Raw genomic sequence first — 23190 nt, 5'->3', positions numbered from 1 at the left:
GCCACGCCATAGGGGATAGCGGGGATCGTTACGAAGCGCGGACGCTGGGAGCGAGGAGTTCTTGTCTTTTCTGCGCTGTGCGGGCTCTCGCGCCTCAGAAGGCGCTGCCGCCCGCGCCGTCTAGCGCGGAGCGCTAGCCGGCGAGAGCCTTCTTCACGGCGGCTGACGCCTTGGCGAAGTCCATCTGGCCGGCGTACTTGCCCTTAAGGGTAGCCATCACGCCGCCCATGTCTTTCACCGAGGTGGCACCGGCGGCGGCAATCGCCTCGCGCACGGCGGCCTCGACCGCGGCCTCGTCCATCTGCTGCGGCAGGAAGCGCTCGATCACGGCGATCTCGGCCTTCTCCTTGTCGGCCAGGTCGGCGCGATTGCCTTTTTCGTAGAGGGCAATCGACTCGTTGCGCTGCTTGATCATGCCCTGCATCAGCGACAGAATCCTGTCGTCGGCTACGCCGTCGCGGCTGGCCTCTGTGCGGGCGGCGATATCGGCGTCCTTGAGCTTCGCCAGGATGAGCCGAATCGTGCCCAGCGCGGCCTGATCCTTGGCGCGCATGGCGTCTTTCATCGCTTCCGTCAGCTTTTCGCGCAGCATCGCTTCAGTCCTACTGGTTGGCCATATGCCCAAGCGGCGGAAACTAATCGTCTCGCCCGCTGTTGGCAAAGCAAATAAGTTATTGAAATAGCTTAGAAATTGGCTGCCTTCGGCGCCTTGACCCTCTGCGGCGGCTTGGTTACAAACCGCCCGGCTCGCCGATCGCCTCGCCCATACCGGGTCCGGGGCAAGTCCGTGCGGGCACGGAACGGACTAATTTATCATGACTTCACCTAAGACCGCCGGCGCCAACGACGCCGCGCCGCGTTGGGCCACGGCCGCGCTGGTGCTGGCCGACGGCACGGTCTTCTGGGGCAAGGGAGTGGGCGCCGCCGGCCATGCCGTGGGCGAGGTCTGCTTCAACACCTCGATGACCGGGTACCAGGAGATCATCACCGATCCCTCCTATGCCGGCCAGATCATCACTTTCACCTTTCCGCACATCGGCAATGTCGGCACCAATCTCGAGGATATCGAGACGATCACGCCGGCAGCCCGCGCGGTGGTCCTGCGCGGCGACATCACCGAGCCCGCCAACTGGCGCTCCGTGAAGCCGCTCAACGACTGGCTGAAGAGCCACAATTTGCCGGGTATCTGCGACGTCGACACGCGCGCCATCACGCGGCGCATCCGCGACGGCGGCCCGCCTAACGGCGTCGTGGTGCATGCGCCGGACGGCAAGTTCGACATCCCGAAGATGCGCCAGATCGCGCTGGACTGGCCGGGACTCGACGGCATGGACCTGGCCCTCGAGGTCACCACCAAGCAGACCTACAGTTGGGATGAGACCAAGTGGGCCCTGGGCAAGGGCTACGGCAAGCTCACCAACCCCAAGTATCATGTCGTCGCGGTCGACTACGGCGCCAAGCGCAACATTCTGCGCTGCCTCGCCAATACCGGGTGCAAGGTCACGGTCGTGCCGGCGACGGCCACGGCCGAGGACATCCTGCGCCACAAGCCCGACGGCGTCTTCCTGTCCAACGGCCCGGGCGACCCGGCGGCGACGGCGGTCTATGCCTCGCCCGCCATCCAGGCCGTGCTCGACAAGAAAGTGCCGCTGTTCGGCATCTGCCTCGGGCACCAGATCCTGGCCCTCACGCTCGGCGGCAAGACGCGCAAGATGGAGCGCGGCCACCGCGGCGCCAACCAGCCGGTCAAGGACCTGACCACCGGCAAGGTCGAGATCACGTCGCAGAACCACGGCTTCTGCGTCATCCCCGAATCGCTGCCCGAGAACACCGAGGTGACGCATGTCTCCCTGTTCGACGGCATCAACGAAGGCCTGCGCTGCACCGACAAGCCGGCCTTCTCGGTCCAGTATCACCCCGAAGCTTCGCCCGGCCCGACCGACAGTCATTATCTCTTCGACCGGTTCGTCGAGATGATCGACGCGAGCAAGGGCAAGTGACAGGTAATCATGCCCAAGCGCACTGACATCAAGAGCATCCTCGTCATCGGCGCCGGCCCGATCGTCATCGGTCAGGCCTGCGAGTTCGACTATTCCGGCGTCCAGGCCTGCAAGGCGCTGAAGGATGAGGGCTATCGCGTCATCCTGATCAACTCCAACCCGGCCACGATCATGACCGATCCGGGCCTGGTCGACGCCACCTATATCGAGCCGATCACGCCCGACTTCGTGGCGCGCATCATCGAGAAGGAAAAGCCCGACGCCATCCTGCCGACCATGGGTGGCCAGACGGCGCTGAACACGGCGATGTCGCTGCATCGCGACGGGCGGCTCGAGAAGTATGGCGTCGAACTGATCGGCGCCAATGCCGAGGCAATCGACAAGGCCGAGGATCGGCTGCTGTTCCGCGACGCCATGACCAAGATCGGGCTCGAATGCCCGAAGAGCGAGGTCGTGCACAATCGCGAAGAGGCGGCGAGCGCGCTCGACCGGGTCGGCCTCCCGGCGATCATCCGCCCGTCCTTCACGCTGGGCGGCACCGGCGGCGGCATCGCCTACAATCGCGATGAGTATTTCGAGATCGTGCAGGGCGGCGTCGATGCCTCGCCGGTCGGCGAAGTGCTGGTCGAGGAATCCGTGCTCGGCTGGAAAGAGTACGAGATGGAGGTCGTGCGCGACCGCAACGACAACTGCATCATCATATGCTCGATCGAGAACGTCGATCCGATGGGCGTACATACCGGCGATTCCGTCACCGTCGCCCCGGCACTGACGCTCACCGACAAGGAATACCAGATCATGCGCGACGCCTCGATCGCGTGCCTGCGCGAGATCGGCGTCGATACCGGCGGCTCGAACGTGCAGTTCGCCGTCGATCCGGCGACTGGTCGCATGGTCGTGATCGAGATGAATCCGCGCGTGTCGAGATCGTCGGCCCTGGCGTCCAAGGCAACGGGCTTCCCGATCGCCAAGGTCGCCGCCCGGCTTGCCGTTGGCTACACGCTCGACGAGCTCCTGAACGACATCACCGGCGAGACGCCGGCGTCGTTCGAGCCGACGATCGACTATGTCGTGACCAAGATGCCGCGCTTCGCCTTCGAGAAGTTCCCCGGCGCGGAGCCGCTGCTTAACACGTCGATGAAGAGCGTCGGCGAGGCCATGTCGATCGGCCGGACCTTCCAGGAGTCGCTGCAGAAGGCGCTGCGGTCGATGGAGACCGGCCTGACCGGCCTGAACGAGATCGAAATCAAGGGCGCGCCCGACAAGTCCGCCATCGTGGGCGCGCTGGCGCGGCCGACTCCCGACCGCATCCTCGTGATCGCCCAGGCGTTCCGTTACGGCCTGAACGTGGAAGAGATCGCCCAGGCGTCGAAGTACGAGCCCTGGTTCCTGCGCCAGATCGAGCAGCTCGTCGCGATCGAGGCGAGCGTGCGCAAGGACGGCCTGCCGAAGGACGCCAAGGCGTTCTTCGATCTCAAGAAGAAGGGCTTCTCCGACGAGCGGCTGGGCGAACTCACGAAGCAGGACGCCGGCGACGTGGCCAAGAAGCGCCGCGCTCTCGGCGTGCGGCCGGTCTTCAAACGCATCGACACCTGCGCCGCCGAGTTCGAGTCGCGCACGCCCTATCTCTACTCCTGCTACGAGGGTGATGGCGTGCGCCCCGCCGAATGCGAGGCGCAGCCGACCGATCGGCGCAAGGTCATCATCCTGGGCGGTGGTCCGAACCGCATCGGCCAGGGCATCGAGTTCGACTATTGCTGTGTCCATGCCGTCTACGCGCTGCGGGACGCCGGCTACGAGACCATCATGGTCAACTGCAACCCCGAGACGGTGTCGACCGACTACGACACCGCCGACCGGCTCTATTTCGAGCCGCTGACCGCCGAGGACGTGATCGAGCTGGTCGAGGTCGAGCGCCGCAACGGCGAGCTGATGGGCCTGATCGTGCAGTTCGGCGGCCAGACGCCGCTCAAGCTCGCCAAGCCTCTCGAAGCCGCGGGGATTCCGATCCTGGGCACCTCGCCCGACGCTATCGATCTGGCCGAGGACCGCGAGCGCTTCCAGAAGCTGATCCACGAGCTCAAGCTGCGCCAGCCCGACAACGGCACGGCGACATCGCAGGAGAAGGCGATCGAGATTGCCGAGAAGATCGGCTATCCGGTCGTCATCCGCCCGTCCTACGTGCTGGGCGGACGCGCGATGCAGATCGTCTACGATCGCGCCGCCATCGAACGCTACATGCGCGATGCCGTGAAGGTCTCGGGCAGCAATCCGGTGCTGATCGACTCCTATCTGCGAGATGCCATCGAGGTCGATGTCGACGCCCTGGCCGACAAGGACCAGAACGTGTTCGTTGCCGGCATCATGGAGCATATCGAGGAGGCGGGAATCCATTCCGGCGACTCGGCCTGCTCGCTGCCACCGTATTCGCTGTCGGCCAAGATCCTTGCCGAGATCGAGCGCCAGACCGAGGCGATGGCCAAGGCGCTGCATGTCGTGGGCCTCATGAATGTGCAGTTCGCCGTCAAGGACGGCGAGGTCTACGTCCTTGAGGTCAATCCGCGCGCCAGCCGCACGGTGCCGTTCGTCGCCAAGGCGACCGGCCAGCCGATCGCCAAGTTCGCGGCCCGCCTGATGGCCGGCGAAGCGCTGAAGTCGCTTGGCATCAAGAAGACCAAGGGTAAGCACATCGCGGTCAAGGAGGCGGTATTCCCCTTCGCGCGCTTCCCCGGTGTCGACATCATCCTCGGTCCGGAAATGCGCTCGACTGGCGAGGTCATGGGCCTCGACATGGATTTCGGGCGCGCCTTCGCCAAGTCGCAGCTCGGCGCCGGCAGCAAAGTGCCGGTCGAGGGCGCGGTGTTCGTCTCGGTCAAGGACCAGGACAAGCCGGCGATGGTGAAACCCTTGAAGCGGCTGATCGAACTGGGCTTCAAGGTCGTGGCGACCCGCGGCACGGCGGAGTTCCTGCGCAAGCATTCGATCGAGGCGCAGCAGGTCAACAAGGTGCTGGAAGGCAGGCCGCATATCGTCGACCTGATGAAGGACGGCAAGGTGCAGCTCGTCTTCAATACGGTCGAAGGCGCGAGCGCCCTGACCGACAGCTTCACGCTCCGGCGCACCGCCCTGATGCACAAGATCGCCTATTATACGACGGTCGCCGGTGCCAAGGCGGCGGTCGAGGGCATTGCCGCAGTCAAGCAAGGTGGCCTCGACGTGGCGCCCCTGCAATCCTACTTCAAGACCGCCTTTTAACCGGGCGGTCTTTCCTGCAACTTGCCGTGCGGCAACCCGTTTCGGGGTGCGTTCGGCGTTGACGCCGTACGACTGATCAAGGACGATTTGGCGATGGAACGTATTCCCATGACAGCCGAGGGGCTACAGCGCCTCGAAGGCGAACTGAAAGTGCTGAAGAGCGTCGAGCGTCCGGCGATCATCAAGGCCATCGCAACGGCGCGCGAGCATGGCGATCTCTCGGAGAACGCCGAGTACACGTCCGCGCGCGAGAAGCAGAGCTTCATCGAGGGGCGTATCGCCGAGCTCGAGGACATCATCTCGCGCACCGAGGTGATCGACTTCTCGAAGCTGACCGGCAAGGTCGTGAAGTTCGGCGCCATCGTGCGCCTCGCCGACGAGGATACCGACGAGAAGGTGAAGTACCAGATCGTCGGTCCCTACGAGGCCGACCTCACCAAGGGCCGCATCTCCGTCACCTCGCCGATCGGGCGGGCGTTGATCGGCAAGACGGTCGGCGACCGGGTCGAAGTCCAGACGCCGCGCGGCGGCAAGTCGTACGAAGTGGTGGGCGTGCAGTTCAACTAGCCGCCATCATGGCGCGTGCCCGGCGGATGCCGGTCGACTTCATGACCGCGTACTGGATCCCGAACAGGCCAAGCTTGCTGCCGATCGCCCAGATCGACTTCACGGCTGCCCAGCTCGTGACGTCGAGCGTCAGGGCAAGCGCGATGTTGAGCACGGCCGAGAAGAACATCAGCCCTGCCCAGACATAGCCGAAGGTGACGGCAAGGTCGGGAACGGTCGCCTGCGCGATCGGCGGCAGGTAGCGGGTCATCCAGCCGCGCTTCAGCATGACCATGCCGACGATCACGTAGATGATGCTGGGCTTCATCATGATGAAGAGCGGATCGTCGGTCAGGAACGTCGCCGTCCCCGACGCGAAGATGATGACCAGGCTGAGCCACTGCAGTGCCTCGACGCGCTGCCTGCGGGCGAGCTGCCAGCCGATCTGGCCGATGCCCAGCGCCATGCCGAGTCCCACGGCGAGGAAGAGATTGCCGGTGATCGCATAGACGGCGAGGAAGAGCAGCGTCGACGCCAGGTCGAGCAGCAGGACCTTGGAAGCCTGGAAGAGATTCCTCATGGCTCGCGACCTTCAGTCTTTTCGACAACGCCGTGTATTTAAAGCACGCTATCAATACACGGTGTTCCCCGCAAGGGCATCTTGCGCGTTAGACGACCACCTTGATGTAGGTGTCCTTCATCACGATGAGGCCGCGGCGGAAGGTGTCGAGGTCGCAGCCCAGCCATTCCTGGCGTTCGCCGCTGACCAGCGTCGCGGTCCGGTGCCATTCGGTCACCGCCCGGTCGCCGCAGATGAATTCGTTCGTGTGAACCCACTTCACGTCGCCGGTATTGGCGAACAGCGGCTCGAAATAGCTGCGGATCGCCGCCTTGCCCTTGAAACTCTGGCCCCAATAGTCGGGACCCTTGGCGTTGCGGAATTCGCCGTCCTCGGCAAACGACTCGACGATTCCGTCGACGTCGCGCCGGGCAAAGGCGTCGGCAACGCGGTGCAGGATTTCGAAGGTGACGTCGTCAGTCATCGTTTCACGCTTCCGTCGAGATCGGCACTCCGGGCACTTCCTTCGCGGTCCGGAACACCATCATGGATTTCACATGGCTGACATTGGGGGCCGAGGTGAGGCGCGTGGTCAGGAACTTTTGATAGTCGTCCCAGGTCTCGGCCACGATCTTGAGCAGGAAGTCGGCCTCGCCGGCCAGCATGTGGCATTCGCGGACCTCGTCCCAATTGGCGATCAGCGCCTCGAACGCCTTGAGGTCGGCCTCGGCCTGGCTGTTTAGTCCCACCAGGGCGAACACGGACACGCTGTAGCCCAGCGCCTCGGGGCTCAGTTCCGCATGGTATCCCTTGATGATTCCGGCGCGCTCCAGCGCGCGCACACGGCGCAGACAGGGCGGCGCCGAAATGCCGGCCCGCTCGGCGAGTTCGACGTTGGTCATGCGTCCATTGGATTGCAGGTCGCTGAGAATTCGCCGGTCAATTCGATCGAGCTTGGCCCGAGCCATCAGTATTCCTCCGTTGGGCGCGGTCTATGCCAGAACCATGCCGAGCGAGCAATAAAGTTGCGAGGATTCGTCAATTGGCTGTGAACAATTGCGTGTGAAATCGACTTCTGGCCGTGCAACTCAGAGGAGGTTTGCATATATGTCGAAGATATGCGGTTGGCGGGATGCGGAGCGGACATGGCAGAAACTCACCGAAGCAAGGTAATGATCCTAGGCTCCGGCCCGGCGGGCTACACGGCGGCGATTTATGCCGCCCGCGCCAGTCTGAAGCCCATGCTGGTGCAGGGCATCCAGCCGGGCGGCCAGCTCACGATCACGACCGATGTCGAAAATTATCCGGGGTTCGCGGACGTCATCCAGGGTCCGTGGCTCATGGAACAGATGCAGAAACAGGCCGAACATGTCGGCACGCAGATGTTCTTCGACACGATCGTGGAGGTCGACGTGACGCGGCGGCCGTTCGTCTGCCTGGGCGATTCCGGAGACCGCTACGAGGCCGATTCCCTCATCATCGCCACCGGCGCCACGGCAAAGTGGCTGGGCCTGCCCAGCGAGGAGACCTTTCGCGGAGGCGGCGTGTCGGCCTGCGCGACCTGCGACGGTTTCTTCTTCCGCAACAAGGAAGTGATCGTGGTCGGCGGCGGCAATACCGCGGTCGAGGAGGCGCTTTACCTGACCCACCATGCGTCCAAGGTGACGCTGGTCCATCGCCGCGACAGTTTCCGCGCGGAGAGAATCCTTCAGGATCGCCTGTTCAAGAACCCCAAGGTCAGCGTCGTCTGGGACCACGTGGTCGACGAGGTGCTCGGTGAGAAGACGCCGGCGCCGATCGTCACCGGCGCGCGCCTGCGCAACGTCAAGACGGGTGCGGTGCAGGACCTCAATGCCGACGGGTTCTTCGTGGCGATCGGCCATTCGCCCAATACAGAGCTGTTCAAGGGCAAGCTCGAGATGGACGGCGAGGGCTACCTGATCACAAGGCCGGATTCCACGGCGACCAACATCGAGGGGATCTACGCCGCGGGCGACGTACAGGACAAGGTCTTCCGGCAGGCCGTGACGGCGGCGGGAACGGGCTGCATGGCCGCGCTCGAGGCCGAGAAGTGGCTGGCGGGACAGGAGGCGCGCCACGCAGAGGCGGCCGAGTAGTCGGCGGGCGTGGACAGGGGAGGAATGAAATGGACTGGGACAAGCTGCGGATTTTCCAGGCCGTGGCGGATGCCGGCAGCTTCACGCATGCGGGCGAGTCGCTGAAGCTCAGCCAGTCGGCGATCTCGCGCCAGATCGGCGCGCTTGAGGAGCAGCTTGGAGTCATGCTGTTCCATCGCCATGCCCGTGGCCTCATCCTGACGGAGCAGGGCGAGCTGCTCTACCGCACGGCGCGCGACATGGCCGCCAAGGTCAATACCGCCGAGGCGCTGCTGCGCGCCAACCAGGACAAGCCGGCCGGACGACTCAAGATTCACGCGACGGTCGGGTTCGGCTCGACCTGGCTCACCGCCCAGATGCACGAGTTCATCGCGCTCTATCCCGAGATCGACGTCAGCCTCGTCCTGTCCGACAACGAACTCGACCTCGGCATGCGCGAGGCCGACGTTGCTATCCGCATGGTCATGCCGCGCCAGCCCGGGTTGGTGCAGCGCCATCTGCTGACCGTCCGCAGTCACGTCTATGCTTCGCACGACTATGTGCAGAAGTATGGCAAGCCCACCACGATCGACGAACTCGACCAGCACCGTCTGATCATCTTCGGCGAGGACGCACGCGCGCCGGTCCAGGACGTGAACTGGCTGCTTCGCGAAGGAAACCCCGATCAGAACCCCAGGCTCGTGGTTCTCCGGGTGAACAACACCTACGGCATCTTCCGTGCCGTGGAGTCCGGGCTTGGGATCGCCTCGCTGCCGGATTACCTGGCCCGTGAATCGACCAAGATCGAGATGCTGCTGCCCGACCTCAATGTCCGGACGACCGATGTATATTTCACCTATCCGGAAGAGTTGCGGCATTCCAAGCGCATCGCCGTGTTCCGGGATTTCCTGCTGCGGAAGGTCGCGGAAACCCGCTTTTGATGTTTGGACCCGCAGGATTGCATAGTCGGTGAAAGGCATGCGCAGGCCGCATGCCAGTGTCCAAAACTTCACCACTACCAATCCTCTCCACGAGGCATAGGTTGAATACAGGTTTTCGATACGACCGGTTTTGGCTGATCGATTCGAAACTCGGGATCCTCATGATCCCACGTCTCCCAGACGTGAAGCCTCCCTGTTTGACTCGCCGGGCCCTTGGGCCCGGCGTTTTTTTTGCTCCACGGGAGAATTTAACCCTCCGGATATGGGTCGATGTGCCGCTGAGAGGCTAGGGTTACGACTTAACCTATCGATTGATATGGAGTTGGCGATGCCCATATATAGTTTGGAGAGTGTAGCCCCATATGTTTTCTGAGATCAGACAAGGAATCCTTCCGCTCGCCCTGCGCAAGATCATGCGCCTGGGCGATCTGGAGCGTGCCGGACTTCTGATCGAGTCGTTGGCCAAGCACTGGCGGGACAGCAAGCCCTTCGAACTGCTGATCATCGCCCCGGATCGCGACGCCGGCCTGTTGCGTTCAAACCTGCCGCGCTTTCCCAACATCGAAGTGACCGTGCGCTGCGAGGGTGACTTCTTCCCCGCCTTCAGTTCGTTCTACTGGCTGACCGGTTGGTACCGGCAACAGATCGTGAAATTGCACGTACCGGCGGTATTGGGCTTCGGGGGCTTCTTCACGCTGGACTCAGACGTCTGCTGCGTCGGCGACTTCGATTCGCGCACCTTCGTGCAATACGACCGGGCCCTGTCTCGGTGGGAGCCCAAGCAGCATCACGATTGGTGGCAGAGCGCGTCGGAGGTGATCGGGATCCCCTACGATGCGAGATCGCATGGTCTCTCGGTCACGCCGAACATCCTGCACGGCGACCTGGCGCGGCAGACCCTGGAGCGGCTCCGCGGCTCCCGGCTGAGCGCGATGACGGCCCTGCTGCTGTGGAAGGCCCGCAAGCCCCTGCAGGTGCCGTGGACCGAGTATTCGCTCTACACCAGCACGGCCGAGATCAACGGCACGCTCTACGATTATCACGCCGAGTGGGACACCTGTTATACGTCCGACGTCCAGCTGTTCTCCGAACGCTCCTGCGTCTGGGGCGCCGATGATTTCGAACGACTGGTCCGGCTGCCCAACGGCACCGACCCCGGCGGCAAGTTCATCATCGTGCAGAGTCACGCGCGCATTCCGCTGCAGCAGGTGCGCGACTATTGCCTGAGCTTCGCCGGTTAGATCTTCCCGTTGTGTTCGCCGATCTTCGGCGCGGTTTCCATGCCTCCGGCCCGCTGGCCGTCGAGGCTGAGCGGCAGCCCGTGAAACAGCGCATTCGATCCGGCATAGGGCTGCATGAACATCGCCAGCGCCGCGACCTGCGCGAGCTCCATGACCTGAGGCACGGTGTTCAGCGGGCCATTGGGCACGCCCAGCGCATCGAGCTTCGCCGCCCAATGGGCCCGGGGATGCTCCTTCATGATATCGGCGATCATGCCCAGCAGCAGCTCGCGGCGCTCGGCGCGCTGGACGTTGGTCCTGAAACGCTCCTCGTCCGGCCATTCTGGATGGCCGAGCGCCTCGGCGAACTTGCGCCAGAGCCGGTCGTTGCCGGGGCAGATCATCAGCGGCCCGTCGCTGCACTCGAACGCCTGATACGGGGTCAGAGACGGATGGCCGGTCCCCTGGCGCGGCGGCATCCTGCCGGTCACCGACCATCCCGCGACATGATTTGAGGCCCACATCAGGCCGCTCTCGAATAGCGACGTGTTCACCAGGCTGCCCTGGCCGGTGGCCGTGCGCCGGGCCAGCGCCGCCAGCACGCCGATCGCCGTCCACATGCCGGTCGACAGATCGATGATCGAGACGCCGATGCGCGCCTCCGGTCCGGTCGGGTCGCCATTGAGGGAGATCAGGCCGGCGACGGCCTGGATGATCGGCTCGTAGCCCGGCCGGTCCTTCCAGGGGCCGGCATGGCCGAAGGCCCCGAGGTCGGCATAGATCAGGCGCGGGAAGCGTCTGGTGAGCGTGGCCCCGTCGAAGCCGAACTTGGCCGGCACGTCGGCGCGCAAATTGTGCACGAAGATGTCGGCCGCCCCGATGCGCTCGATCAGCGCCTCGCGCTGTGCCGGATCGGCGAGGTCGCAGGTGATCGACTTCTTGCCGCGGTTGAGCGCGATGAAGCCCGTCGCATCGCCCTCGACGAAGGGAGGACCCCATTTGCGGGCATCGTCGCCCTCCGGTCGCTCGACCTTGATCACTTCGGCGCCGAGGAAGGCCAGGATCTGGCCGCAATAGGGGCCTGCCAGGTTCTGGCCGAACTCAATGACCTTGATGCCCGCGAGAGGGCCGGAAGGAGCGCTCATCGCAGGTTGCTCCCCAGGATCTCGCGCGCGATCACCATGCGCTGCACCTCGCTCGGGCCTTCGCCGACCCGGCGAATGCGCATCTCGCGGTACCAGCGCTCCAGCGGCAGGTCCTTGGTCATGCCCATGCCGCCATGGATCTGCATCGAGCGGTCGACGACCCTGCCGCCACCTTCCGAGGCGGTGAGCTTGGCGATCGAGGCCTCGATCTTGAAGGGCAGGCCACGCCGCGCCTTCTCGGCCGCTTCCAGCGTGAAGTGCCTCGCCGTGCGGATGTCGATCTCGTTGTCGACCAGCATCCATTGCACGGCCTGCCGATGCGACAGCTTCTCGCCGAAGGTCGAACGCATCTTGGCCCACTCGATCGCCATTTCATGCGCGGCGATCGCGACGCCGATGCAGCCGGCGGCATAGGGGATGCGCTGGCGCGTCAGCCGGTCGTTGGCGACCGCGAAGCCCTTGTTCACCTCGCCCAGCACCTGGTGGTCGCTGACCCAGCAATCCTTGAACTCGAGCTCGGTTGCGTAGTGCGAGGAGCGCAGCGTGTGGACGACCCTCCGCACGTGGAAGCCCGGCGTATCGCTGTCGATGATGAAGCAGGTGATGCCTGCACGGCCCTTCGACGAATCGGTTCGCGCGAACACGATGCCGTACTGCGCGCGATCGGCATTGGAGATGAAGATCTTGGCGCCGTTCAGCACCCAGCCATTGTCCTTGCGTTCGGCTTTCGTCTGGATGGCGCGCGCGGGATCGCTGCCGCCCGACGGCTCGGTCAGGCCGAAGAACGCCTTCTTCTCGCCGCGCAGGGTCGGGTAGAGGTAGCGCTCCTTCTGGTCGTCGTTGGCCTCGAAAATCTGCGCCAGGCCCGCGCCGCCGAAGGTGCCGTAGCAGGGCACGTAGAGCCCGGCGCGATGCTGCGCCATCTCGATGGCCAGCAGCACGCGGGTCACGATGTCGATGTCGGGGCCGCCATACTCCTTGGGGATGTCGATGCCGAACAGGCCCATCGCCTTGGTCTTCTCGACCAGCCGGGCATGATCGGCGGGATCGAGTTCAGAGGCGTCGGGGTCGAGCCTGGCTTCGAGCGGAATGATCTCTTCGCGCACGAACCGACGGACCTGGTCGATCAGCATCTGCTGTTCTGCGGAGGGCTCGAAATCCATCACAATCCTTTCTCCTCCCCATTCAAATGGGGATGTGCCCCAAAGGGGCGGAGGGGTCAGGAAGCGGCGGACGTTGACCTATGACCCCTCCGGCCTTCGGCCACCTCCCCATATGAATGGGGAGCGATACTAATTCGGGCTCAACCGTCCCAGCGGGGGCGGGTTCTTGGCGTTGTCGGGTGGCAGGCTGCCATGGTCGGCCTGGTGCACCATCAGCAGCTCGAACCAGCGCGTGCGGTACTGCTGGTTCACTTCGACACGGAACTGGTAGTCCGGACCACGCTCGGCGAGTTCGCGCTGCAGTTCGCTGCGCAACCCGAACGGCGCGCGGGCACCGGCCTGGCCGATGTAGAGCATGGTGCCCGCAGCGTCGGCGATCTGGTAGATACCGAGCTGGCCCGGCAGGCGGGCAATCTCTTCGGCGGTCAGGGGCCGCCACGGCTTGTCGAGGCGGAGCCTGATCGACATCGCCTAGCGTCCCTCGAACTTCGCGGTGCGCTTCTCCAGCCGCGCCTTCATGCCTTCCTGCGCGTCCTGACTCTTCATCGCCGCCTGCACGAGCGCGTCGACATCGTCGTGCTTGATGCCGTCACGGAACTCGAGCTGCTTCACCGTGAGCGCCTTCATGGCCTTGAGCGACAGCGGCGCGTTGGCCGCCAGCCGGTCGACGACCTTCGAGGCCTCGGCCTCGAGCTGGTCGGCCGGCACGCAGCGGGCGATCAGGCCCAGCGCATGAAGCTTGGTCGACGGCAGCGGATCGCCCAGCAGCAGCATCTCGCGGGTCGTGACCGGCCCCAGCACTTCCATCAGCTTCTTGGCCAGGAACCAGTTGGGGGCGAGGCCGACCTGGGCCAGCGACATGCCGAAACGCGCTTTCTGGCTCGCCACCACGATATCGCAATGGAGCGCCAGCTCGTTGCCGCCGGCGATGGCGTCTCCATGGACGACCGCGACGACGGGCAGCGGGCAGAGCTCGACGGCGCGCAACATGACCTCGATGCCGCTGGCACTGCCGCCGCCGATGGTCTCGCGCCGCTCCGCCATGTCGAGGCCGGCGCAGAACACGTCGCCCTTGCCGCGGATCACCACGACACGGTCGTCGGCCGCGACCGGCGCCTGCAACGCCTCGATCATCTCGCGCATCAGGCCACTGTCGAGCGCGTTGCGCTTCTCCGGCCGGTTCATCCAGATGGTTTTGACCGGGCCGCTTTTTTCGATGATGACCTTGTTCATGGCGCCCCTCACTCCGGCTCGATGCCGGCGGCCTTGATCTCCTTGGTCCACCAGGCCGTCTCGCTCTTCACGTAGGCGGCGAACTCGTCGAGGGCGAGCGGGGCGATCTCCATACGGCCCTGCGTCATCGCCTTGGCGGTGGCCGGATCCTTCAGCGCTTCGGCGATCGCGTCGGCCAGGACCTTCTGGACGTCCTTGGGCGTCGCGGCCGGCGCGAACACGGCCAGCCAGTAGACCAGCGAATAGCCCGGCACGGCTTCGGCGATCGCCGGCAGGTCGGGCGTGACCGTCGTGCGCTTGGGACCGGTGGTCGCGAGCCCGCGCACGCGGCCGGCCTCGATCTGGGTCAGCGCCTGCGGCAGGTCGGGGAACATCACCTGGACCTGGCCCGACGCCACGTCGCCCAGCGCCTGCGGACTGGCCTTGTAGGGCACGCGCTCGATCTTGGTGCCGGCGAGCTGATTGAACATTTCGCCCGAGAGGCGCTGCGAGGCACTGGCTTCGGCGTAGTTGAGCTTGCCGGGGTTCTTCTTGGCGTAGTCCACCAGCTCGACGGTCGTCTTCACCGGCAGGTCGTTGTTCACGACCAGCGCGTTGACGCCCATCACGCAGCGCATGATCGGCGCGAAGTCCTTCTCGATGTCGTAGCTCAGCTTCTTGAACAGGGCGCCGTTGGCGGCGTTCGTCGTGTTCGTGCCCATCATCAGCGTGTAGCCGTCGGCCGGTGCGGTGGCGACGGCAGAGGCACCGAGCTGCCCGCTGGCGCCCGGCTTGTTCTCGATGACGATCGGCTGCTTCAGGATCTCCTGCAGCTTGGCGCCGAGGCCGCGCGCCGTCAGGTCGGTGGCGCTGCCGGCCGCGAAGGGCACGACGATCTTGATCGGCTTGTTGGGGTAGGCCTGGGCGAAGGCGGCCCTGGACAGCGAACCTGCGGCCAGTGCGGCGGCGCCCGCCAGGGTCGTACGACGGTTGAGCTTCACGTTTCCTCCCAAGGCCTCGTTCGGCCGGGATCCGTTTTAGCGGCCCGGCGCGGCGAGGCAAAGGAGGGCGGGCTACATGAAGAGCTTTTCCGCCTTGCGGTCGGCGTACAGCCCGGCCACGAATTCGGCATAGCCGTTGTAGAGCAGGGTCGGGATGCGCTGATCGCTACCCAGGGGCTTCTCGCTGGCCTGGCTCCAGCGTGGATGCGCCACCTCGGGGTTCACGTTGGCCCAGAATCCGTATTCGCTGGATTGCAGCCCTTCCCAGAAGGTCTTGGGCTTCTTGTCGGTGAACTCGACGCTGACGATCGATTTGACGTTCTTGAAGCCGTACTTCCACGGCGCCACGAGCCGCAGCGGCGCGCCGTTCTGCTTGGGCATCGGCTTGCCGTAGAGACCGGTCGCGATGAAGGCCAGGTCGTTCATCGCCTCGTCCATGGCCAGCCCCTCGGTGTAGGGCCAGGGATAGAGGAGGTCGCGCTGTTCGCGCATCACCGAGGGCTTGGAAAGGGTCTTCATCACGATGAACTTGGCGCTGCTCAACGGCTTGCACAGTTCGACCAGCGAGCGCACCGGGAAGCCCGTCCACGGCACGATCATCGACCAGGTCTCGACGCAGCGGTGGCGATAGACGCGCTCCTCGAGCTGCACCTTTGCCAGCAGGTCGTCGATGCCGATCTCGAAGGGTTTTTCGACCATGCCGTCGACCTTGATGGTCCACGGACGCACTTCGAGCTTCTGGGCGTCGCGCCAGATGCTCTTGTCGGTGCCGAATTCGTAGAAGTTGTTGTAGGTGGTGGCGAGTTTCTCGGCCGTCATCGGCGTCGGCACGCCATATTTGTCGTTGCGCTTGGCCGGATACAGGCCGGCGGACGGATCGGCCGACTTGTCCTGCGCCATCGCCAGACCGGGCAGCGCCAGCGATGCCGCACCCAGTCCTGCCGCGAGCCCCATGGACCGCACCATCTCGCGCCGGTTGAGATAGTGGCTCTCCGGCGTCGCCTTGGACTCCGGCAGTTCCCAGCCTCGTGTGCGCTTGATCAGCATGATCCCACTCCTGTTACGCCCGGCCTCTAGATGGCGCCCGGGCGACGGTCCGGCAAATCAACCCTGCTCACTGGGCCGTGACGCGACCCTCGGGCTTATGGCTGCGAATTGGTCACATCGAGCAGGGTCGGCCACATGACGTCGCGCCAGGCACTGTTGCCGACGGCGGTGAAGGTGATCTGTCCCCCCTGAATGAGGAAGAAGCGAGGCGTCTCGGCGCCCTGTTCGACGCCGACCTGGCTCATCAGGAAGGCGTCGAGGACCCAGCGCAGATCCGAAGGCCAGCTCGCGGGCTTCAGCAGGAGGGCCGGCGTCTTCGGGAACACTACGCGATAGTCGATTTTCTGGAAGACCGGGGCTTGCTTGAACAGGGGCTCCCACTGCGTCCGCCAGATCTTGCAGGCCTCCGACGTCTCGTCGCCGGCGAAGATCAGGATGGGCTTGGCGCTCCGCGCCGTTCCCTGGGCGGCCGCGGTGCGCGACAGGATCGCCGCGGCGGCCGACGACAGTCCGCCCGTGATCACGCTACGTCTCTTGAACATCCAGTACGTCTCCCCCTCGTGGATGGCTCCCACGAGGGCAATATGCTGCATCGTCGCCCGGCCGGAAACTACGCCTTGGTGGCGGTCACTTCCTGGATCATCGGCCACATCTTGTCCTTCCAGCCACCGTTGCCGGTGACGGTGAGGACGATCTTGCCGTCCTGGAACAGGATGAAGCGTGGCGTGGCGCTGGGGCTCTTCTTGCCCTCGTCGCTTGCGAGGAACGCGGCCCGGATGGGTCTTGCCGGCGCGGGCCAGCTGTCTTCGACCATCACGAGGTCTGCATTGGCCGGATGTACGACCTGATAGTCCATCTTCTTGAAAGCGGCCGACTTGAGGAAATCAGGCTCGGACTGGGCACGCCAGATCTTGCAGCCGCCTCAAAGTTCGTGGCCGACGAACACCAGCGTCGGGCGCCCAGACTGGGCATTCGCGACGCGGGTCAGTGACGATGCGGCGGCCATCACCAGGCCACCCACCATCAGAGACCTTCTGTTGAACATGAACAACACTCCCGTGGAACCATTCCACAGGGCGAATATGAGAGACCGGGCCCCGGCGGAGAAGGGCTGCCGGCCCGGCCTCACTACCTTGTGACTCGGGCGGATGATCGCCGTCAGGCAGCCTGATGCTTCTTCGTCTCCTCGACGATGCGTTCGGCCGTCCGTCCAGCCAACTCCTGCAGATGGTCGAACTCGGTCCGGAAGCTGCCGATGCCCTGCGTCACAGACCGGATCTCGACGATCATGTCGGCGATCTCGGCCTCGGGCATCAGGGCCGAGACCTCGTCCCATCCGGGCCAGTCCGGCCGCGCGTCATAGCCCAGCAGCTGCCCGCGCCGACCCGAGATCAGCCGCTGCAGCCGCGGCGTCGATTCGGACGGGCCGGCCACCGTCACTCTCAGGATGGGCTCGAGCAGGACCGGCTTGCACTTGGGCATGGCCTCGCTCATGGCGATGCGGGCGGCCATCTTGAACGACATCTCGGAACTGTCGACGGCGTGATACTGGCCGTCGAACAGCGTCACTTCGAGATCGACAACGGGTTGGCCGAGTGGCCCTTCCCTGAGGTAGTCGATCACGCCCTCTTCGACGGCCGGGATGAAGTTGCGGGGCACCACGCCGCCCACGATCCGGTCGACGAAGCGGAAACCCGAGCCGCGCGGCAGCGGCTTGATCTCGATCTTGATGTCGGCGAACTGGCCGTGGCCTCCGGTCTGCCGTTTGTAGCGGGCATGCTGCTGCGTGCCCGCCTGGATGGTCTCGCGATAGGCGACGCGGGTCGCAGCCGTCTCGACGGCGACGTTGTAGCGGCCGGCGAGCTTGTCGACCGCGACCTTGAGATGCATCTCGCCCTGGCCCTTGAGCAACAGTTCGTGCGTCTCGGCCCGCGCTTCAAAGGATAGCGACGGATCCTCCTCGACGATCTTGTGCAGGGCGCCGGAGAGCTTCACCTCGTCGTTCCTGTTACGCGCGGACACGGCCAGTCCGAACACGGGCGGATCGGCGGCGGGAAAGTCGCTCGATCCGGCGATGCCCGAAGGGCTGAGCCTCTGGCCCGACGACAGCGCCTCGACCTTGGCCAACGCCACGATCTCACCGGCGCGTGCCTCCGGAGTCTTGTCGAGCCGCTGCCCGAACGGCCGCAAGATCGTGCCGATCCGATGCCCGGCGACCGACTGGCCTTCGAGCAGCGTGCCGGCCCAGATTCGGCAGAGCGAAAGCTTGCCCGCATGGCTTTGATGCAGGACCTTGAAGCATTCGGCGGTCGACACCCCATTCGAGTGCAATGAGCGTCGCTGCGCCGTCACGCCGACGGTCGGTGTGTCATGGCGCAGTGCCTTCAGGAGACGCCGCACGCCGTTCTCGCGATCGCCGGCACCCAGCAGGACTGGCACGATCTGGTCGGCACCGAATTCGTCGTGCAGGTCGCGGTAGATCAGTGACTTTTCCGGCGCGACATCCTCGATGAGCTGTTCGAGGAGCGTGTCGTCGAACTCCGAGAGCGTCTCCAGCATCTCGCGCCGAGCCTCGGCTTCGCGCGGCAGCACTTCGGCCGGCATCTCGATCAGGTCGGACGCGCCGCTGCTCTTGTAGCGATAGGCCCGCTCGCTCACGAGATCGACATAGCCCACCGTTTCGTCGCTGCCGTCGGCGGCGGCGCGGCGGATCGGCACCTGGCGCAGCAGCAGCTTGCGCCGCGATACCGATTGCAGCGCCGCCAGCATGTCGCGCACGCGGACCTCGGCCGAGTCGATCTTGTTGACGAAGATGATGTGCGGGATGTGCCGATCTTCGATGAATTTGAGGAGCGGCGTCAGCGCCATCACGCGCTCGACCGAGGGTTCGCAGACCACGACGGCGGCATCGCACACCGCGAGGCCCGCGAAGGCGTCATTCTGGAATTCGATCGAGCCGGGCACGTCGAGGAACGTCCACTGGTCGCCGAGATAGTCGACCGAGGCCACGTTGATTTCCGTGCCCATGCTGCGCTTGCGCGACTCGGCGGCGCCGTCGCCGATGGATGTGCCGGCGCGCGTCGAGCCGCGCCGGCCGATGGCTCCGGTTGCGTACAGAATGCTTTCGAGCAGGCTGGTCTTGCCCGACAGATACGGCCCGCACAGCGCCACAACGCGGTGCGCGCCGCTGCCTGGTCTGCCGCCGGTGATTGTCTCCGTCTTGAACTCGGCCATGACAACGTCCTCCTTCTTCGCAAAAAGCGCAGAAGCTCCGGACGATCGTCGCGGAATAGACGTTACGCTTCCGAACGATCAGCCGGAGCGAAGCCCACTTGTCATGAAAATCGTTTCATCCCCGCCTGGCTGAGTCAAACGCCGGGCGGGGATGAATTAGGTCAGCGGTGCTTACGAAAGCGCCGCGCAGGCGCGCTGAATGCGGCGGCCGGCTTCTTCGAGCAGTTCCGTCGCCGTGGCGTAGGAGATGCGGAAGGCCGGACCTTGGCCGAAGGCCGAACCCTGCACGACCGAGAGACCCTCGGCTTCGAGCAGGTAGTTCACGAAGTCGGTGTCGTCCTTGATCACCTTGCCGTCGGGCGTCTTCTTGCCGATCGTGCCGGCGCAGGACGGGTAGACGTAGAAAGCGCCCTCGGGACGCGGGCACTTCAGGCCTTTGGTCTGGTTCAGCATCGACACGATCAGGTCGCGGCGCTGCTTGAAGATCGCGACGTTCTTCGGGATGAAGTCGGTCGGGCCGTTCAGCGCGGCCACGGCAGCGGCCTGGCTGATCGAGCTGGCGTTCGACGTGCTCTGCGACTGTACCGTGATCATGGCGTTGATCAGGTCCTGCGGCCCGGCCGCGTAGCCGATGCGCCAGCCGGTCATGCTGTAGGCCTTCGACACGCCGTTCATCGTCAGCGTGCGGTCGTACAGCCTCGGCTCGACCTGGGCCGGCGTGAAGAACTCGAAGTCGTCGTAGACGAGCTTCTCGTACATGTCGTCGGTGAGGATGTAGACGTGCGGATGCTTCAGCAGCACGTCGCACAGGCCTCGCAGGTCGGCCTTGGAGTAGGCGGCACCCGTCGGGTTGCTGGGCGAGTTGAGGATGATCCACTTGGTCTTGGGCGTGATGGCGCGGTCGAGATCCTCCGGCGTCAGTTTGAAGCCGTTCTCTTCCTTGCACTGCACGATGACCGGCGTGCCGTCGCCGAACATGACCATCTCAGGGTACGAGACCCAGTACGGCGCGGGCACGATGACCTCGTCGCCCGGGTTCAGAGTCGCCAGCATGGCGTTGAAGATGATCTGCTTGCCGCCCGAGGTGACGACGGTCTGGCTCGGCTTGTAGTCGAGGCCGTGGTCGCGCTTCATCTTGGCGACGATCGCCTGGCGAAGCGCGGGCGTTCCCGGCACGGCGGTATACTTGGTGTCGTTGTTGCGGATCGCCTGGATCGCCGCTTCCTTGATATGATCCGGCGTCGGCATGTCCGGCTCGCCGGCGGCCAGACCGATGACGTCTTTGCCCGCCGCTTTCATCTCCAGGAACTTGCCCTGCGCGGCATTGGTCGGAGACGGCTTGATGCGGCTGAGACGATCGGCGATGAAAGCCATGACGAATATGCCTCCTTCAGGCATTTTTATGAGCGGCGCGAAGCTAGTCGCGACGCCGGGTTTCCGCAAGGCGACGACCCGTATTTATCGTCGGGCGGGCCGTACCGGCGCTAGGGCAAAGAGGATGAGATGAAGTTCCTGCTCGTTCCACTGCGGTTCCTCATCTCACCGGTCTTCCTCGCGGCGGTGAACCTGATGATCCTGTTTCCGATGGTGCTGTCCATCGCCGATATCGTGCAGAGCGTGAACCGGCATATCGATACCCATGAGCCGGTCACGATTGCCTCCACGATCGCGCTCATCATGATTGGCTGGGGCGTGGCGCTGGAGGAGCGAGGGGTGATCCGCAAACGGTTCGGCGTGGCCGGCCGCGCGGACGAGGATTGGCAGGTGGCGATCGACGAGATGTGCCACGAATACGGGGTTGCCCAGCTCGTCCTCGGCCTGTTCGCCGAAATAGCGGTGGCGATGATCAGCCTACCGGACCGCATCGTGAACACGATCGGCTACGAACACACTCTTCTGACCGTTTCGGTCATTCTCATCTCCATCGGCGCGCTCATTCAGCTTCGGCACATCTTCGTGCTGATCGCCTCGCTGTGGCGCCGCAAGAACGTCCGGGAGAGGCCCGCCTAGTCGATCAGGCGGACGGAACAGTCGACGGTCATCTTGGCATCGCCGAACCCGACGCGGCGTCCGCTGACCGGAGCTGCATCGCGATAGTCGAGGCCCACCGCAACACGCAGGCTGTCGCCGCGCGGGCTGATTCCATTGGCGGGGTCGAAACCCACCCATTCCAGCCCCGGCACCCACGCTTCGGCCCAGGAATGGCTGGTCCGGCCGACATGCATTTCCGGGTCGTCGTTGCGCAGATAGCCGCTGACGTAGCGCGCCGGCACGCCGAGGCGGCGGCAGCAGGCGATGAAAATGTGGGCCTCGTCCTGCGCCACGCCGGCGCCGCGGGTCAGTGCCTCGGCGGCCGTGGTGTCCACGGTTGAGACGCCCGCCTTGTAGGCCACCCGCGCCGAGATCCGCTCCATCAACTCATGCAGGACGGCGACCCGTCGAGCGGGATCCGCTGCGCGGTCGCCGAGGCCCTGGATCACCGGATCGAAACTCGCATCGTGGCGCGCAAGGCCCGTGTTGCGCAGCCAGAAGGGCGCCGGCAGGGTGGGTTCCTCGACGTAGCGCAGCCACTGGTCGGTGCCGCTGTACTCGTAGATGCCCTGCACCACGATCTCGACGCTGTCGTGCTGCCGGGCGACCGAGAAGGTCGATACCTGGTTGCCGTGGCCGTCCTTCCATTCCGACTTCTTGCCGGGGCCGTCGATGTGCCACGACACGATACGTTGCGCCGCGGCGGGCTTGGGCGTGAGGCGGACGTCGTGGATCGAATGTCCGGACGGCTGGTCGAACTGGAAACGTGTGGCGTGGTGGACGGAGAAACGCATGGCTTTGCTCAATCCAGGAGGAACTGTCGGCCGATTTCGTCCGACAGGGTTCCGATGTCGCCGCGCAGTTCCCCCAGGAACTTGGAGAGGCCGATCTCGAAAACCTTGTCGATGCGTGCGTAGCGCAACCGTGCGTGCAGCTCGCCGGCCAGCCGGTCCGCCTCGCCCCGCGTGCCGTACGCGTCGGCCAGCTCGCGCATATTGAGGTCGACCATCCAGAGGCAATGGTGCACCGATCGCGGCACATCGCGCCGCAGCATCATCAGTTCCGCCACCTTCATGGGGTTGAGCGAGCTGCGATAGATGCGCCGGTAGGTGCGCACGGCACCGACACAGGCCAGCAGCTCCGACCAGGCGAAATAGTCGAGCCCCTCGGCACTGGGATTGCCGTCCGGCCGCAGCAGGTGGAACTTCACGTCGAGGATGCGGCCGGTATTGTCGGCGCGCTCGAGGAAGGCGCCGAGCTGCAGGAAGTTGTTGGCCTCGTCGCGCAGCAGCGTCACCTGCGCCGCGCCGAAGATCATCACTGCCTGCTTCTTCACCGACTCGATCAGCGCACCGCGATCGAGGTTCGCCCGCTTGCCGCGCAGGCGGGCGCTGAGTTCCAGCCACAGCGCGTTGAGGCTCTCCCAGACATCGACCGTGATGTTGTTGCGCTCTTCGCGGGCATTGCGCCGCGCCGCACCGATCGAGTTCACGATCGAAGAGGGGTTGCTCTCGTCGATCACGAGGAAGTCGATCAGGCTGGCGAGACGTTCGCCCTGTGCCTGGCTCTGGCGGAATTCGTCTTCCATGCCGAAGATCGCCGCCACGCCGGCGGCCTCCTCGCCGCGCGACTGCAGGGCCATGCGCTGGGTGGCCTCGATCAGCCGCGCCGTCGACTTGGCGCGCTGCAGGTAGCGACCCATCCAGTAGAGATTCTTGGCGGTACTGCTCAGCATTGGTG

General features: G+C 64.8%; 24 protein-coding genes. 7 read left to right on the top strand and 17 right to left on the bottom strand.

All coding sequences use genetic code 11. The features are described from left to right. Positions 1 to 133: 133 nt before the first annotated feature. Positions 134 to 592, bottom strand: coding sequence for a GatB/YqeY domain-containing protein (locus tag ACQY78_RS08500; protein ID WP_428684599.1), 459 nt, complete (start codon positions 590 to 592; stop codon positions 134 to 136). Between the two features lie 223 nt (positions 593 to 815). Here ACQY78_RS08500 and carA point away from each other — a divergent pair, with 223 nt between their 5' ends. From carA to greA, 3 genes are all read left to right on the top strand, one after another. Next, the gene (carA, locus tag ACQY78_RS08495) at positions 816 to 2000 is read left to right on the top strand and encodes a glutamine-hydrolyzing carbamoyl-phosphate synthase small subunit (RefSeq protein ID WP_428684597.1); all 1185 of its coding nucleotides are present in this window, start codon (positions 816 to 818) and stop codon (positions 1998 to 2000) included. A gap of 9 nt (positions 2001 to 2009) precedes the next feature. Continuing rightward, entirely contained in the window at positions 2010 to 5255 is a 3246-nt protein-coding gene (gene carB / locus ACQY78_RS08490) for a carbamoyl-phosphate synthase large subunit (protein ID WP_428684594.1), read from the top strand. 93 nt (positions 5256 to 5348) lie between these two features. Beyond that, positions 5349 to 5822, top strand: coding sequence for a transcription elongation factor GreA (gene greA / locus ACQY78_RS08485; RefSeq protein ID WP_428684592.1), 474 nt, complete (start codon positions 5349 to 5351; stop codon positions 5820 to 5822). Here greA and ACQY78_RS08480 read toward each other — a convergent pair. The 3 genes from ACQY78_RS08480 to ACQY78_RS08470 all read right to left on the bottom strand — a co-directional run bounded on the left by ACQY78_RS08480 (position 5815) and on the right by ACQY78_RS08470 (position 7328). Beyond that, on the bottom strand, positions 5815 to 6381 hold the full coding sequence (locus ACQY78_RS08480) for an inner membrane-spanning protein YciB (protein WP_428684590.1): 567 nt from the start codon (positions 6379 to 6381) through the stop codon (positions 5815 to 5817). The two genes, greA and ACQY78_RS08480, sit on opposite strands and share 8 nt — an antisense overlap. 88 nt (positions 6382 to 6469) lie before the next feature. Continuing rightward, a complete protein-coding gene (locus tag ACQY78_RS08475; RefSeq protein ID WP_428684588.1) occupies positions 6470 to 6844 on the bottom strand; it encodes a nuclear transport factor 2 family protein in 375 nt (124 codons plus the stop codon). Between the two features lie 4 nt (positions 6845 to 6848). Next, the gene (locus ACQY78_RS08470) at positions 6849 to 7328 is read right to left on the bottom strand and encodes an Lrp/AsnC family transcriptional regulator (RefSeq protein ID WP_428684586.1); all 480 of its coding nucleotides are present in this window, start codon (positions 7326 to 7328) and stop codon (positions 6849 to 6851) included. A 177-nt stretch (positions 7329 to 7505) separates the two neighbouring features. On the opposite strand from ACQY78_RS08470, the gene trxB reads away from it, so the two are divergent. The 3 genes from trxB to ACQY78_RS08455 all read left to right on the top strand — a co-directional run bounded on the left by trxB (position 7506) and on the right by ACQY78_RS08455 (position 10638). Continuing rightward, positions 7506 to 8477 carry a thioredoxin-disulfide reductase gene (gene trxB / locus ACQY78_RS08465; RefSeq protein WP_428684584.1) on the top strand — a complete coding sequence of 324 codons (972 nt, stop codon included), beginning with the start codon at positions 7506 to 7508 and terminating at the stop codon, positions 8475 to 8477. A 29-nt stretch (positions 8478 to 8506) separates the two neighbouring features. Next, on the top strand, positions 8507 to 9397 hold the full coding sequence (locus ACQY78_RS08460) for a LysR family transcriptional regulator (protein WP_425064563.1): 891 nt from the start codon (positions 8507 to 8509) through the stop codon (positions 9395 to 9397). A gap of 362 nt (positions 9398 to 9759) precedes the next feature. After that, positions 9760 to 10638 carry a DUF6492 family protein gene (locus tag ACQY78_RS08455; protein ID WP_428684581.1) on the top strand — a complete coding sequence of 293 codons (879 nt, stop codon included), beginning with the start codon at positions 9760 to 9762 and terminating at the stop codon, positions 10636 to 10638. On the opposite strand, the gene ACQY78_RS08450 is transcribed toward ACQY78_RS08455, so the two are convergent. From ACQY78_RS08450 to ACQY78_RS08400, 11 genes are all read right to left on the bottom strand, one after another. Next, a complete protein-coding gene (locus tag ACQY78_RS08450; RefSeq protein WP_428684579.1) occupies positions 10635 to 11762 on the bottom strand; it encodes a CaiB/BaiF CoA transferase family protein in 1128 nt (375 codons plus the stop codon). The genes ACQY78_RS08455 and ACQY78_RS08450 overlap by 4 nt on opposite strands. Further along, positions 11759 to 12925 (bottom strand): acyl-CoA dehydrogenase family protein, encoded by a 1167-nt coding sequence (locus ACQY78_RS08445; RefSeq protein WP_428684577.1) that lies wholly within the window; start codon positions 12923 to 12925, stop codon positions 11759 to 11761. Before ACQY78_RS08445 ends, ACQY78_RS08450 begins: the two co-directional genes overlap by 4 nt. Positions 12926 to 13054: 129 nt before the next feature. Further along, the gene (locus ACQY78_RS08440) at positions 13055 to 13393 is read right to left on the bottom strand and encodes a DUF7508 domain-containing protein (RefSeq protein ID WP_428684575.1); all 339 of its coding nucleotides are present in this window, start codon (positions 13391 to 13393) and stop codon (positions 13055 to 13057) included. A 3-nt stretch (positions 13394 to 13396) separates the two neighbouring features. Beyond that, positions 13397 to 14158 (bottom strand): enoyl-CoA hydratase/isomerase family protein, encoded by a 762-nt coding sequence (locus ACQY78_RS08435; protein ID WP_428684573.1) that lies wholly within the window; start codon positions 14156 to 14158, stop codon positions 13397 to 13399. Between the two features lie 8 nt (positions 14159 to 14166). After that, positions 14167 to 15138, bottom strand: a complete 972-nt coding sequence (locus ACQY78_RS08430) for a Bug family tripartite tricarboxylate transporter substrate binding protein (RefSeq protein ID WP_428684571.1) — start codon at positions 15136 to 15138, stop codon at positions 14167 to 14169. A gap of 72 nt (positions 15139 to 15210) precedes the next feature. Then, positions 15211 to 16185: a protein-methionine-sulfoxide reductase catalytic subunit MsrP gene (gene msrP / locus ACQY78_RS08425; protein WP_428684569.1), complete on the bottom strand. Its 975-nt coding sequence runs from the start codon at positions 16183 to 16185 to the stop codon at positions 15211 to 15213. A gap of 95 nt (positions 16186 to 16280) precedes the next feature. Further along, the gene (locus ACQY78_RS08420) at positions 16281 to 16727 is read right to left on the bottom strand and encodes a hypothetical protein (protein WP_428684567.1); all 447 of its coding nucleotides are present in this window, start codon (positions 16725 to 16727) and stop codon (positions 16281 to 16283) included. 68 nt (positions 16728 to 16795) lie between these two features. Beyond that, positions 16796 to 17041, bottom strand: coding sequence for a hypothetical protein (locus ACQY78_RS08415; RefSeq protein ID WP_428684565.1), 246 nt, complete (start codon positions 17039 to 17041; stop codon positions 16796 to 16798). A gap of 66 nt (positions 17042 to 17107) precedes the next feature. After that, the gene (locus ACQY78_RS08410; protein WP_428684563.1) at positions 17108 to 17230 is read right to left on the bottom strand and encodes a hypothetical protein; all 123 of its coding nucleotides are present in this window, start codon (positions 17228 to 17230) and stop codon (positions 17108 to 17110) included. Positions 17231 to 17343: 113 nt separating this feature from the next. Then, positions 17344 to 19419, bottom strand: coding sequence for an elongation factor G (locus ACQY78_RS08405; protein ID WP_428684561.1), 2076 nt, complete (start codon positions 19417 to 19419; stop codon positions 17344 to 17346). Between the two features lie 171 nt (positions 19420 to 19590). Continuing rightward, a complete protein-coding gene (locus ACQY78_RS08400; RefSeq protein WP_428684559.1) occupies positions 19591 to 20793 on the bottom strand; it encodes a pyridoxal phosphate-dependent aminotransferase in 1203 nt (400 codons plus the stop codon). A gap of 129 nt (positions 20794 to 20922) precedes the next feature. Between ACQY78_RS08400 and ACQY78_RS08395 the strand changes: the two genes are divergently transcribed. After that, positions 20923 to 21429 (top strand): hypothetical protein, encoded by a 507-nt coding sequence (locus ACQY78_RS08395; RefSeq protein ID WP_428684557.1) that lies wholly within the window; start codon positions 20923 to 20925, stop codon positions 21427 to 21429. Here ACQY78_RS08395 and ACQY78_RS08390 read toward each other — a convergent pair. After that, the gene (locus ACQY78_RS08390) at positions 21426 to 22244 is read right to left on the bottom strand and encodes a transglutaminase family protein (RefSeq protein ID WP_428684555.1); all 819 of its coding nucleotides are present in this window, start codon (positions 22242 to 22244) and stop codon (positions 21426 to 21428) included. The two genes, ACQY78_RS08395 and ACQY78_RS08390, sit on opposite strands and share 4 nt — an antisense overlap. A gap of 8 nt (positions 22245 to 22252) precedes the next feature. Beyond that, complete coding sequence (locus ACQY78_RS08385; protein WP_428684553.1) at positions 22253 to 23185, bottom strand: alpha-E domain-containing protein; 933 nt, start codon at positions 23183 to 23185, stop codon at positions 22253 to 22255. Between the last annotated feature and the right edge of the window lie 5 nt (positions 23186 to 23190).

The organism is Reyranella sp. (genome assembly GCF_965279625.1).
Taxonomy (GTDB): Bacteria; Pseudomonadota; Alphaproteobacteria; order Reyranellales; family Reyranellaceae; genus Reyranella.
The sequence above is the reverse complement of the archived record's forward strand: the minus strand, read 5'-3'. Positions and strand labels throughout refer to the sequence as shown.